12 protein-coding genes are annotated in these 12,990 nt (G+C 71.1%); 3 read left to right on the top strand and 9 right to left on the bottom strand.

Translation table 11 applies throughout. From position 1 onward, the window contains the following. Positions 1-34: 34 nt before the first annotated feature. Positions 35-1,489 carry an MFS transporter gene (locus ACLF3M_RS20305; protein WP_430658799.1) on the bottom strand — a complete coding sequence of 485 codons (1,455 nt, stop codon included), beginning with the start codon at positions 1,487-1,489 and terminating at the stop codon, positions 35-37. Between the two features lie 308 nt (positions 1,490-1,797). Here ACLF3M_RS20305 and ACLF3M_RS20310 point away from each other — a divergent pair, with 308 nt between their 5' ends. From ACLF3M_RS20310 to ACLF3M_RS20320, 3 genes are all read left to right on the top strand, one after another. Continuing rightward, positions 1,798-3,501: a dihydroxy-acid dehydratase gene (locus ACLF3M_RS20310; protein ID WP_430658800.1), complete on the top strand. Its 1,704-nt coding sequence runs from the start codon at positions 1,798-1,800 to the stop codon at positions 3,499-3,501. A 152-nt stretch (positions 3,502-3,653) separates the two neighbouring features. Further along, entirely contained in the window at positions 3,654-4,832 is a 1,179-nt protein-coding gene (locus ACLF3M_RS20315) for a M20 aminoacylase family protein (protein WP_430658801.1), read from the top strand. A gap of 68 nt (positions 4,833-4,900) precedes the next feature. Further along, the gene (locus ACLF3M_RS20320) at positions 4,901-6,589 is read left to right on the top strand and encodes a methyl-accepting chemotaxis protein (protein WP_430658802.1); all 1,689 of its coding nucleotides are present in this window, start codon (positions 4,901-4,903) and stop codon (positions 6,587-6,589) included. Positions 6,590-6,592: 3 nt separating this feature from the next. Here the strand turns inward: ACLF3M_RS20320 and ACLF3M_RS20325 are convergent, their stop codons facing one another. From ACLF3M_RS20325 to ACLF3M_RS20360, 8 genes are all read right to left on the bottom strand, one after another. Further along, the gene (locus ACLF3M_RS20325; RefSeq protein ID WP_430658803.1) at positions 6,593-6,946 is read right to left on the bottom strand and encodes a DUF3140 domain-containing protein; all 354 of its coding nucleotides are present in this window, start codon (positions 6,944-6,946) and stop codon (positions 6,593-6,595) included. Continuing rightward, a complete protein-coding gene (locus ACLF3M_RS20330) occupies positions 6,930-7,430 on the bottom strand; it encodes a DUF5872 domain-containing protein (RefSeq protein ID WP_430658804.1) in 501 nt (166 codons plus the stop codon). The genes ACLF3M_RS20325 and ACLF3M_RS20330 overlap by 17 nt, the downstream gene beginning before the upstream one ends. A 75-nt stretch (positions 7,431-7,505) precedes the next feature. Beyond that, entirely contained in the window at positions 7,506-8,123 is a 618-nt protein-coding gene (locus tag ACLF3M_RS20335; protein ID WP_430658805.1) for a MarC family protein, read from the bottom strand. Positions 8,124-8,318: 195 nt separating this feature from the next. Then, entirely contained in the window at positions 8,319-9,131 is an 813-nt protein-coding gene (locus tag ACLF3M_RS20340; protein WP_430658806.1) for an aspartate dehydrogenase, read from the bottom strand. A 102-nt stretch (positions 9,132-9,233) separates the two neighbouring features. Next, positions 9,234-9,716: a cyanase gene (gene cynS, locus ACLF3M_RS20345; protein ID WP_430658807.1), complete on the bottom strand. Its 483-nt coding sequence runs from the start codon at positions 9,714-9,716 to the stop codon at positions 9,234-9,236. Positions 9,717-9,731: 15 nt separating this feature from the next. Beyond that, positions 9,732-10,595: an ABC transporter ATP-binding protein gene (locus ACLF3M_RS20350; protein WP_430658808.1), complete on the bottom strand. Its 864-nt coding sequence runs from the start codon at positions 10,593-10,595 to the stop codon at positions 9,732-9,734. 4 nt (positions 10,596-10,599) lie between these two features. Next, positions 10,600-11,448, bottom strand: coding sequence for a nitrate ABC transporter permease (gene ntrB / locus ACLF3M_RS20355; protein WP_430658809.1), 849 nt, complete (start codon positions 11,446-11,448; stop codon positions 10,600-10,602). A 170-nt stretch (positions 11,449-11,618) separates the two neighbouring features. Further along, positions 11,619-12,986, bottom strand: coding sequence for a CmpA/NrtA family ABC transporter substrate-binding protein (locus tag ACLF3M_RS20360; protein WP_430658810.1), 1,368 nt, complete (start codon positions 12,984-12,986; stop codon positions 11,619-11,621). Positions 12,987-12,990: the final 4 nt, after the last annotated feature.

A 12,990-nucleotide genomic window follows, 5' to 3' on the forward strand; every position in this document is an offset into this window, starting at 1 on the left:
CAAGATGGGACGTTCCCGGGCGGTTGAAAAGAACTCAGCGCGGGCGGGCCGACACCGGCTCGGCAACGTCCTCCAGCGGGCGGCGCTCGGCGGCGAAGCCGAGGCGCCATTCGGTCCCGGCCGCGACCAGCATCAGCGCGGCCCCGAACAGGTAGCCCCACATGATGTCGGTCCTCGCTCCGCCCTCGATCAGCCAGCCGAACAGCGCGGGACCGACCACCCCGCCGATCCCGGTGCCGAAGGCGTAGAAGACCGCGATGCCCATCGCCCGCATCTCGAGCGGGAAGGCCTCGCCCACGGTGAGGTATGCGGCGGAGGCGGCGGCGGAGGCGAAGAAGAAGATCACCGTCCAGGCCAGCGTCTGCCCCACCGCCGAGAGCCACCCCTGGGCGAAGGCGAAGCCCGTCACCGCCAGCAGGATGCCCGACAGGGCATAGGTCGCGGTGATCATCGGCCGCCGCCCCACGCTGTCGAAGAGATGCCCGAGCAGCAGCGGCCCCATCAGGTTCCCGAAGGCGAAGGGCAGGATGTACCAGCCGACATGCTCGTTCGGCACGCCATAGAACCTGGTCAGGACCAGGGCATAGGTGAAGAAGATCGCGTTGTAGCAGAAGGCCTGGCAGGCCATCAGCGTCAGCGCGAGGATGCTGCGGTCGCGGTGGCGGTGGAACATCACGGAGACGACCTCCGAGATGCTGACATGATCGCGCCGATGCAGCGTGATCCCGCCATAGGATGGCGGCGGCAGGGGGCCGTAGCGGGATTCCACCGATGTCTCGATGTCGCGGACGATGCGGTCGGCCTCTTCCGGCCGGCCATGCGTCATCAGCCAGCGCGGGCTTTCCGGGATCCAGCGGCGCAGCAGCAGGATGCAGAAGGACAGCGCGCCACCCACGACGAAGGCGGCGCGCCAGCCGATCTCGGGGTCCACCAGCGCGGGGCTGAGCACCACCAGCGAGATCACCGCGCCGAGCGCGCCGCCGGCCCAGAAGGTGCCGTTGATGATGAGGTCGGTCTGGCCGCGGCGGCGGGCGGGGATGAGTTCCTGGATCGCGCTGTTCACCGCGGCGTATTCGCCGCCGATCCCGGCGCCGGTCAGGAAGCGGAAGAAGGCCAGCGACCAGAAGTCCCAGGACAAGCCGGTCGCGATCGTCGCCACCAGGTAGACCAGCACCGTCAGGGTGAAGAGCTTCTTCCGGCCCAGCCGGTCGGTCAGCCAGCCGAAGCCCAGTGCGCCGAGCACCGCGCCGACCAGATAGGCGGAGGCCGTCAGCCCGACCTGGGTTTCGGTCAGTTGCAGGGACGGGCTGGCGGCGATGGCCGGCGCCAGGCTGCCGACCAGCGTCACCTCCAGCCCGTCGAGGATCCAGGTCACGCCGAGCGCGACGCAGACCAGGGTGTGGAAGCGGTCCCAGGGCAGGCGGTCGAGCCTGGCGGGGACGTCGGTGCGGAAGGCGGTGCCATCGGCCGTCCCGGCGGTGTCGCGCATGGTTGCTCCTCCCGTATTTCGGTTAGGCAGCGCGGGAGGGCGGCCGATGTTCCCGGCGGGGGCGAAGCGGGAAGACCCTAGCCTTTTGGGATTTTAGGATTTTAAGCGTTAGTGGTGCGGCGGCTTCGGACAAACTGGCAGCCGGGGGTTTACCCCTTCCTGGCCACGTGAGGCGCGGCCCACCCGCGAAGGGCGGACGGCGTCGGGCAGCGACCACAGGGGAAACGGGCATCGGCCCATGATATAGGAATATTATCTTTATCGCAAGCACGCTGGACAGCCTGCGCGACCGGCCCGACTGTCCCGCGATGAACGACACGCCAAAGCCGCACGGCCTCGCCAACCGCTCGTCGAACTACGGCGACCGGGACTTCGCGCTCTACCTCCGGCGGTCCTTCGCCAAGTCCATGGGCTATTCCCAGGCCATGCTGGACAAGCCGGTGGTCGCGATCGCGGACACCGCGAGCGACTACAACAACTGCCACCGCACCGTCCCGGAGCTGGTCGAGGCGGTGAAGCGCGGCGTGCTGGCCGCCGGCGGGCTGCCGCTGGCCTTCCCGACGGTCAGCCTCTGCGAGCCCTCGCTCAACCCCTGCTCCATGCACTACCGCAACCTCATGGCGCTCGACACCGAGGCGATGCTGACCGCCCAGCCCATGGACGCCGCCGTGCTGGTCGGCGGCTGCGACAAGACCGTGCCGGCGCAGCTGATGGCGGCCGTCAGCAGTGGCACGCCGTCCGTCATGCTCGTCACCGGCCCGATGCTGGCCCAGTCCTTCGAGGGCGAGCGCCTGTCGGCCTGCACGGATTGCCGCCGCTACTGGGCGCGCTACCGCGCGGGCGAGGTCCCGGCCGAGAAGATCGCCGTCCTGGAAGGCAAGCTCGCCACCACCGCCGGCACCTGCGGCGTGATGGGCACGGCGAGCACCATGGCCTGCCTGGCCGCGACGCTCGGCTTCATGCCGCTCGATGCCGCGAGCGCGCCGGCCGTGCATGCCGACCGGCTGCGCATCGCCGAGGAAGCCGGCGCCCAGGCCGTGCGGCTGATCGCGCGCCCCATGCTGCCTGCCGCGCTGGTGACAAAGGAAAGCGTGGAGAACGCGATGCGCGTGCTGCTGTCGCTCGGCGGGTCCACCAACGCGGTCGTGCACCTCGCCGCCGTCGCGGGGCGGGCGGGGATCGCCTTCGACCTCGACCGTCTGGACGCGCTGTCGGAGACCACGCCGGTGCTGGTGGACCTGAAGCCGACCGGCGAGGGCTACATGGAGGATTTCCACGCCGCCGGTGGCATGCGCGCCCTGCTGTGGGAATTGCGGGACCTGCTGCATCTCGACACGCCCGACCTGGACGGCGTGCCCCTGCGGACGCGCATCGGCGACGGGTCGCACTATGTCGACCGCCGCATCATCCGCGCGCGGGAGAAGCCGATCTCGCCGGTCGGCGGGATCGTGACGCTGCGCGGCTCGCTCGCGCCGGACGGCGCCATCCTGAAGCGGTCGGCGGCCACCCCCTCGCTGTTCGAGACGGAGGCGCGCTGCGTCGTCTTCGACGGGCTCGAGGACCTCGCGAACCGCATCGACGACCCGGAGCTCGACGTCACGGCGCAGGACATCCTGGTGCTGAAGGGCGCGGGGCCGCGCAGCGCGGCCGGCATGCCCGAAGCCGGCTACCTGCCGATCCCGAAGAAGCTCGCGCGGGCCGGGGTGAAGGACATGGTGCGGATCAGCGACTGCCGGATGTCGGGCACCGCCTTCGGCACGATCGTGCTGCATGTCGCGCCGGAAGCCGCGGTGGGCGGGCCGCTCGCCCTGGCACGCACCGGCGACCGGATCCGGCTGTCCGTGCAGGATCGCCGGCTCGACCTGCTGGTGGACGAAGCCGAGATGGCCCGGCGCCGCGCGGCCTGGACGCCCGCGCCGGCGCCCGCGCGGGGCTGGGACCGGCTGGTGCACGAGCAGGTGACGCAGGCGCCGCTCGGCGCCGATCTCGCCTTCCTGCGGCCGCCGGAGTAGACCGCGTCGGACAAGCCCTCTCCACCCGAGAGGGGTGGGTGAGGGGGGCGCAGAATGAAGAGCGCCTTTGCGTCCTGGCACGTCCCCCTCACCCAACCCCCTCCCCCCTGAGAAGCGGGGGGAGAGGGCTTCCCTGGACCGCCGGAGAGCCCATGCCCGTCATCAACCGCATCGCCGAATTCCATCCCGAGATGACGGCATGGCGCCGCGACTTTCACGAGCACCCCGAGCTCGGCTTCGAGGAAATCCGCACCAGCCAGGTCGTCGCCCGGAAACTCCGCGAATTCGGCGTGGACGAGGTGCATGAGGGATTCTCGAAGACCGGCGTCGTCGGCGTCATCCGCGGCACCGGCGATTCCGGCCGCTCGCTCGGCTTCCGCGCCGACATGGACGCGCTGCCGATCGAGGAGATGACCGGCCTGCCCTATGCCTCGAAGACGCCCGGCAAGATGCACGCCTGCGGGCATGACGGGCACACCACCATGCTGCTCGGCGCGGCGAAGTACCTGGCGGAGACCCGCAACTTCGACGGCACGGTCTACCTCATCTTCCAGCCCGCGGAGGAGAACCTGGCCGGCGGCGACGTCATGGTCCGCGACGGCCTGTTCGAGAAGTTCCCGGCCGAGCGCATCTTTGGCATGCACAACTGGCCCGGCGCGCCGGAGGGCATCTTCCTGCACGCGCCCGGTCCCGTCATGGCCGCGGTCGCGAACCTCGAGGCCACGATCACCGGCACCGGCGCGCATGGCGCCATGCCGCACAACGGCGCCGATCCCATCCTGGCCGCCGCGCATGTCGTCACCGCGCTGCAGTCCGTCGTCGCGCGGAACGTCAATCCGCTGGAAGCCGGCGTCATCACCATCGGCCACTTCGCCGGCGGCCATACCTTCAACGTGATCCCGGAAAGCGTGAAGCTGCTCGGCACCGCGCGCTGGTTCCTGCCGGAAGTCGGCGACCTGCTGGAAGCGAAGTTCAGGCAGATCGTCACCGGCGTCGCGGCCGCGATGGGCTGCCAGGCCGAATGCAGCTTCACCCGCGCCTATCCCGCCACGGTGAACGAGGCCGAGAGCACCGAGATGGCCGCGCGCGCCGCCCGCGCCGTGGTGGGCGAGGCGCGCACGCGCCCCCTGCCCCAGCCCACCATGGGCGGCGAGGATTTCAGCTTCATGCTGAACGTCAGGCCCGGCGCCTACCTCTTCCTCGGCGGCGGCCGCGGGCCGAAGGAGGCGATGGTCCATCACCCCCTCTACGACTTCAACGACGGGATCCTGCCGGTCGGCGCGAGCTGGTTCGCGACCCTGGCGGAGCAGCTGATGCCGCGCGGGGCGTAACGCTTCCTCAACCGCCCGCGGCTATCCCGGCGTCCAGGCCCAGCGGCGGCCGGGGCGGAGGTCGTACCATGCGGGCCTGGATCGAGAACCTGCCGGTCGCGGCCAAGGCGCTGCTCGCGCTGGGGTTGATGGTCCTCTCGGGGCTCGGCGCCGGCTTCCACGGTGCCGTCCGGCTCGCGGAGACGGATGCCGTCTATTCCCGCATCCTCGACGAACAGGCGCGCAGCGCCGTCGCCGTCGCGCGGGCGAACATCGCGGTGCTCGACGACGAGCGCGTCCTGAACCGCATGATCGCGGAGAGCGACCGCGCGCAGAAGGACGCGCTGGCCCGCGATCTGGACCTGGTCCGACGGCAGGTGGCCGAGGCGCTGGCGATGGCCGCGCGGGAGAACCCGGCGATCGCGGCGCAGATCCGCGCGATCGAGGCGCTCCATCAACGGGTCAGCCAGGCATCCCGCGACATCGAGCGCGCGGCGATCGCCGGCGAGCGCGAGCAGGCCCTGCGGCTGCTCCGGGACGTGCGGACCCCGCTCTACGCGGAGCTGCGCGGCGAGATGCACGACCTGACCACCGGGATCGAGCGGACCATGGTCGCGCAATCCGATGCCGCGACCGAGGAGACGCATGCCTCCTGGTGGCGCGTGGTCCTGTCGCTCCTGGCCGGGGCGGGCTTCTCCCTCGCGGTCGCACTGTGGCTGATGATCGCCGGGGTCTCGCGGCCGCTCGGCCGGCTGACGGCGCGGATGACGGCGCTGCGCGAAGGCGACCGGGACAGCCTCGTCACCGATACCGGCCGCCGCGATGAGGTCGGCCGCATGGCCGAGGCGCTGGAAGGCTTCCGCCTCGCCGCGATCGAGGCCGACCGCCTCGCCGCCGCCGCCATGGCGGAAGCCGCCGCCAAGGCCGCGCACGGCGAACGCCTCGGCGCGCTGGGGCGCGGCTTCGAGGCGGACGCGGCGGAAGGGCTGCGCGTCGTCGCCGCCGCGACGACGGAGCTCGAGGCGACCGCGCGCCAGCTCCAGGCGACCGCCCAGGGCGGCACGGAACGCGCAGCGACGCTGACCGCCGCATCGGAGGAAGCCAGCGTCAACGTGCAGACCGTCGCCGCCGCGGCGGAGGAGATGTCGGCCTCGATCGCCGAGGTCGCGCGCCAGGTCTCGGAAAGCGCGCGCGTTGCACGCCGTGCCGCGGAGGATGCCCGCACCACCGACGACGCCGTGGCGGGGCTGGCCGAGGCAGCGCAGCGGATCGGCGAGGTCGTGAAGCTGATCGGCGGCATCGCGGGGCAGACGAACCTGCTCGCCCTGAACGCCACGATCGAGGCGGCGCGCGCCGGCGAGGCCGGCAAGGGCTTCGCCGTGGTCGCGAGCGAGGTGAAGCAGCTGGCGGCCCAGACCGCGAAGGCGACGGAGGAGATCGGCGCGCAGATCGCCGCCATGCAGGCCGAGACCGCACGCGCGGTCGCTGCCATCCGCGGCATCGCCGGCACGATCGATGGCATGGACGGTCTGACCGCCCAGGTCGCCGCGGCAGCGGAGGAACAGGCCTCGGCCGTGCAGGAGATCGGCCGCGCGGTGTCGGAGGCCGCGGCCGGCACGGCCGAGGTCACGCGCCACGCCGCCGGCACCGCGGAGGCCGCGCAGGAAACCGGCGCCGCGGCGACGCAGGTCCGCGCCGCCAGCGGGGAGTTGGCGAAGCGCGCGGAGACGCTGCGTGGCCAGGTGGACCGCTTCCTCGCGGGGATCAGGGCGGCGTAGGCCTCAGCCCCGCTTCAGCGGGTCGTGGCCCCAGTTCATCAGGCTGTATCGCCAGCGCGAGGTCTCGACGCCTTCGGCCGGCCCGCCCTGCGCGAGGTGGCGGTGCACATAGCCCACGACCTTGCGCATATGGGCGTAGTCTTCGGCGGTGAGGTCGGCCTGCCGCTTGCGGCGGATCTCGACGATGCGCCGGCCAGACGCATGCCCCACCGCCTCGGCCTCGCCCTCGTTGTGGTATCCGACGGCGCGGCTTTCCTCGGTGCGGAGCCAGCGATCGAGCTCCGCGGGCGCCATGTTGACGGCCTCGGCGAAGTCGCGACGGATCGCGGCGTGCTGCTCGTCAGCGGCGGAGGGCACGGCGCAGCGCCTCCTTGTCCATGCGCGACCGGCCGGGAATGCCGCGGCGGCGCGCCTCCTCCATCAGCGCGGCCTTGCTCTCGCCACCGGCGCGCCGCGCGCGCGAGGTCTTCGCCGCGATATCGGCAGGCTGCCGGGAGAACTGCCGGCCGGCCTTGCCGTCGCGTCGCTTGGCCTCGCTCGTCCGGCGGTATTCCTCGGGCGAGAGCGCCTCGCGCGCGCGGCGCGGCAGGTACCGCTCACCGCTGTCACGCGACCGGCGGCCCGACGCGGTGCCCCAGTCTTCCCGCGTCCACCGGCCGAGGCTGTTGTCGGCCTGCCTGGCGCCGGCATAGCCGCCGCCGCGCCTCTTGTATTCCTGCACCGCGATCTGCGCCTTGCGCGCCGACCACTGGCCGCGCTCGCCGCCCTTGTCGCCCGCCGTGACCTGACGCTTCACGCGATCCCATAGCGCGGGGTCGGTGCGCTTCGCCGTGCTGCCCATGCTGCTCCTCCGGCGGTCCCGGCGCGAAGGTGGCGCGGAGGCGCCGCGTGTCAGCGCGGACGAACGGGCTTGTGATCAGCCCAGCGATTGCCTGATCCCGTCGAGCGCGATCTGCGCGGCGAGTGCCGCCAGCAGCACGCCGAGCACGCGGCCGATGACATGGCCGCCGGTGCGGCCGAGCCATCGTGCCACCGTCGCGGCGCCGAGCAGACAGGCCAGCGTCAGCGCGAGGACGACCAGCAGCGCGAGCAGCACGGCGGCATAGGCGGCGGGGTCGCCTCGCGCCTGCTCGCGCATCAGGATCATGCTGGTCATGCCGCCGGGCCCGGCCAGCAGCGGGATCGCCAGCGGGAAGACCGAGATGTCCTGCGTCTCGGCGCCGGCCTTCTGTTCCTCGGGCGTGGCGCGGAGGAAGGTCTGGCCCATCACCATGTCGGCGGCGAGCAGGAAGAGCAACAGGCCGCCCGCCACCTTCATCGCCGGTAGCCCGATGCCGAGCGCGTGCAGCAGCCAGCCCCCGAGGACGGAGAAGGCGACGAGGACGATGGCGGCGATGACGGTCGCGCGGATCGCCTGGCGGCGGCGCTGCGCGACGGTGTCGTTGGCGGTCATGGAGGCGAAGATGACCGCGGTCCCGAAGGGATCCACGATCACCAGCAGCGCGACGAGGGTGAAGCCGAAGGTTTCGAGCATCCGTCGAAAGAAGTTCCCGTCCCCGCCTAAGTGCCTCCCTCCCCCGCTGGCGGGGTAGGGACGGCGTGGGGGTGCTTCGTCAAGCGCGCCCTGATCCTCGCACCCCCTCCCTAACCCTCCCCCGCTTGCGGGGGAGGGAAAAGAGAGCGCGGGGGAGGGAACGCCCTTCCTGGAACGCCGCGCCCAGTCCTGACCCTAGCTGCCCACCTTCAGCGTGCTCGTCAGCCCGCGCAGGCAGGCCAGGATGGACAATGGCGTGATCTTGCCGGTGCGGGGATTCTCCTCTGACGGCACGTTCTCGATGGTCATGGTCAGGCGCGCGGCGGCGGCCTCGACGCGGATGGTGTGGGTGTTGCGGGTGACGTGAGGGTCGGCCCAGATCTCGATCGTGGTGCGAAGCGGGCCGATGCCGGCGAGCGCGAGCGCGGCTGCGACGTTGACGTTGGCGGGGAAGCCCTGCGCGGCGTCGTAGGCGTTGCCCTTGAAGACGAGCTTCGTCTCGTCCGTCACCGCCAGGACGTCGATGCCGTGCTGCTCGAGATAGGGCGCGCCGACCAGGCCGCGCGGGGGCTTGCGTGTCTCGATGGTGACGGAGGCGACGTCGCCTTCCGCCGCGGCGCGCACGGCGTCCAGGCCGAGCAGCGCACCGGTGGGGACGATGATGCGCGCGCCGGTCTTCTTCGCCTCCTCGACCAGGTGCATGCGCGGCAGCAGGGCGCCGCAGCTGCTGGGCACGAAGATGCGGCCGCGGGCGATGGCGGCGGTGGCGACCTGTTCGAAGATGGGAGCCGGCGCCGCCTCGACGACGATGTCGGCCTCGGCCAGGCCGGCGATGTCCACGATGGCCGGTGGGTTGCGGAAGGCCGCGAGGTTGTCGCGCGCCTTGGCGTGGTCACGGGCCGCGACGGCGATGAGCTTCAGGCCGTCCACGCCGGCATCGAGCGCACGGGCGAGATGCAGGCCGATGGCGCCGAGGCCGGCGATGCCGACGGTGAGGGGCTGCGCCATGTGGTTCGTCTCCCGCGTGGTGGTGGCGCGGGTTGATGCCCCCTCCCGGCCTCCCCCGCAACAGCGGGGGAGGGGAAGAAAGGGGCGGGCAGGAAGGGCAGCCTACTCCTCCTTGTACCCGTAGGCCGGGATGCCCTGCTCCGCGCCATAGTATTTGTACGGCAGGAACTTCCCCGTCATCTCGATCTTCACGCGATCGCCCTTCTCATGCGCCATGCGCTCGAACTGGAAGTCGAAGTCGATGGCGGACATGATGCCGTCGCCGAACTCCTCCTCGATCAGCGCCTTCCAGGCGGGGCCGTTGACCATCACCATCTCGTAGAAGCGGTAGATCAGCGGGTCGGTGGGGGGCATCGGCGTGCCGCGATAGGGCACCTCGTTCAGCATGCGCTCCTCGGATTCCGTCAGCCCGAAGAGCTTGGCGGCCTTGGCGGCGAGCGGCTTGACCAGCTTCATCTGGCCGAGCAGGGCGCCGACGATCAGCGTGTCGGAGACGCCGCCGATCTCGCCGCAAACGTATTTCCAGCTCCAGCCCTTCTCGCGCTTGATGTCGAGGATCTTCTCGGTGAGGTCGGCACGGGTCATGGCGTTCTCTCCTGTTCAGGCCGCGGCGCGCGGCGGCGGGGAAGCGGGTTGGGCGGGGCGGACTTCCGGGACGTCGCGCGGGTTCCATCCCTCGGGCGGGCGGCCCGCCAGCGTGCGGCTGCGGGTGATCAGGAAGTCCAGGATGTGGTCGCGCAGCGCGTGGTAGCCCGGCATGTGGTGCAGGTTGGCGCGGTCGCGCGGGCGCGGCAGCGTGTTGACGACGATCTCCGCCAGCCGCGCATCGGGACCGTTGGTCATCAGCAGGATGCGGTCGGCGAGCAGGATCGCCTCGTCCACGTCATGCGTGATCATGAAGGCGGTCTGGTCCGCCTCGGTGACGAGGCGCGAGACCTCCTCCTGCAGCGCGCCGCGGGTCAGGGCGTCCAGCGCGCTGAAGGGCTCGTCCATCAGTAGCATCTTGGGCGCGATCGCCAGCGCGCGGGCGATGCCGACGCGCTGCTTCATCCCGCCCGACAATTGCGAGGGCTTCTTGTCCGCGGCATGGCCGAGCCCGACCTTCTGCAGCGCCTCTCGCGCCGCATCGCGCAGCTTCGCCTTCGGCCAGTCGCGGTGCCGGCAGGACAGCGCGAAGGCGACGTTCTGCTCCGCCGTCATCCAGGGCATGAGCGCATGGCCCTGGAAGATCACGGCGCGGTCGAGCGACGGGCCGGTGATCTCCTGCCCGTCCACGATGACGACGCCGTCCGATGGCGCCTCGAGCCCCGCGAGGATGTTCAGCACCGTCGTCTTGCCGCAGCCGGAATGCCCGACCAGGCAGACGAACTCGCCGCGGCGGATGTCGAACCAGAGGTCCTCGAAGATGGTCGCGCCGGGATAGCGGCGCGCGATGCCCTCGACGGAGACATAGGCGTTGCTCATCGCGTCACTCCGCCCAGGCCACGGCACGCGCGAGCACGCCGAGCAGGCGATCGAGCAGCAGGCCGACCAGGCCGATCAGCAGGATCGCGATCACGATGTCGGCGAGCGAGAGGTTGTTCCACTGGTTCCACACCCAGTAGCCGATGCCGGTGCCGCCCACGAGCATCTCGGCCGCGACGATCACCAGCCAGGCGATGCCGATGGAAATCCGCATGCCCGTCAGGATGGTCGGCGCGGCGGCGGGCAGGATCACGCGCCAGGCCGTCTTCAGCCGCCCCGCTTCCAGCGTGCGCGCGACGTTCAGCCATTCGCGGCGGACGGAGGCCACGCCGAAGGCCGTGTTCAGCAGCATCGGCCATACCGAGCAGATGAAGATCACGAAGATCGAGGACACGCTGCTGTCCTTGATCGTGTAGAGCGCGAGCGGCATCCAGGCCAACGGGCTGACGGGACGCAGCACCTGGATGAAGGGGTTCAGCGCGGCGGAGAGCAGCGGCGACATGCCGATCAGGAAGCCGAGCGGAATGGCGACGACCGCGGCGATCAGGAAGCCCGCGGCCACGCGCGCCAGCGACCAGGCGAGCTGGATGCCGATGCCCTGGTCGTTCGGGCCGCGGATGTAGAAGGGATCGCGCAGAAGCTCCCAGAGCCGCGCGCCGATCTGCGACGGCATCGGGAAAGGCGTGGTCCCGCCGGCCGCGGCCGCCTGGCCCAGCAGGGCGGCGTATTCCGGATCCATCGGCTCGCCCGTGCCGGACGCGCCGGAGCGCGACGCGACTTCCCAGGCGCCGAGGAACAGCGCGAGGAGCAGCAGCGACAGAAGGGCGGCGCGGAGATTGGTCGAACTGGACATGCCTTCACCGCTGGCGGCCCCCTCCCCCGCAAGCGGGGGAGGGAGGGGGTGGGGGTACGGAGGATGAGGATGTGCTTATTCTCGAACCCCACCCTGACCCTCCCCCGGTGGCGGGGGAGGTAAATCGAGGAGCGGGGGAGCGAGGCGCCACACGAGGCGGCGCAGCGCGCCTAGGATGTCCGGATGTTCTTCTCCGTCCACGGCGCGGGATTCGCGGGGTCGAAGGCCCGGCCCTGCACGGTGAAGCCCCGCACCGTCCCGTCCGGCACGGGCTGGCCGAGATCGCGCATCGCCTTCGCCGCGTCGGTCGCGAGGAAGACCTGCTCCGCGACCTGGCGGTAATCCACGTCGCGCTGCAGCTGACCCCAGCGCTTCATCTGCGTCATGATCCACATCGCCATGGAGTGCCAGGGGAAGGGATCGAAGCCGATGCGGTCGGGCACGCGGCGCACCTGGCCCAACCCGTCCGCGAAGGTGCCGGTCAGCACCTGCTCGACCACCGTGGGCGGCTGGTTCAGGTAGTTCTGGCCGGCGATGGCGTTCGCGACTTCGCGACGGTTCTCGGCCTTCTGCGAATAGGCCGTGGCTTCGACGATCGCACGCAGCAACGCGGCGAAGGTGTTCGGCGTCTCCGTCACCATGCCTCGTGGCACGGCGAAGGCGCAGCAGGGATGCCCGTCCCACAGCTCCTTCGTTAGGATGTGGATGAAGCCCACGCCGTCGAAGACGGCGCGCTGGTTGAAGGGATCGGGGCCGAGGAAGCCGTCGATGTTGTCGGCGCGGAGATTGGCGACCATCTCGGGCGGCGGCACGGCGCGGATCTGCACGTCGCGATCGGGATCGAGCCCGGCCTCCGCGAGGTAGTTCCGCAGAAGGTAGTTGTGCATCGAGAAGTCGAAGGGCACCGCGAAGCGGAAGCCGCGCCAGTCCCGCGGGTTGCGCTTCTCCCGGTGCTTGGTCGCGAGAGTGATGGCCTGGCCGTTGATGTTCTCGATGGCCGCGACCGCGAAGGGCACGGGCTGCGCCACGCCGACGCCGAGCGACATCGCGACCGGCATGGGGGCGAGCATGTGCGCGGCGTCGAATTCCCGCGCGATGGCACGGTCGCGGATCACCGCCCAGCCCGCGGTGCGGATGACCTCCACGTTGAGGCCGTGCTTGCGGTAGAAGCCCATCGGGTCGGCCATGATGATGGGCGTGGCGCAGGTGATCGGGATGAAGCCGATCTTGAGGTCGCGCCTCTCGACCGGGCCCGGCGCCTGGGCCAGCGCCTCGCGCGCCGCGCCGAGCGGGAAGAAGGCGTTGATCGCGGCGAAGAGCGTGCCGGTGCCGACGGCGCGGATCATCGCGCGGCGCGTCGTGTCGTCGGGATAGAGCGCGCGCAGCACCGCCTGCTCGGCGACCTCCCCGTACTCATGCGTGCCGTCACGGGATGGCGCGTCGGGCAGCCCGTCGCAGGCCAGGCTCGACGCGTGCGTCCGGCCGCAGACGCAGAGCGACGCGTCGGCGTCGAAGGGATTCGGAAAACGGCGGGCCATGATG

The sequence above is a fragment of the Falsiroseomonas sp. HW251 genome (assembly GCF_050563545.1).
In the GTDB taxonomy this organism is placed as follows: Bacteria; Pseudomonadota; Alphaproteobacteria; order Acetobacterales; family Acetobacteraceae; genus Falsiroseomonas.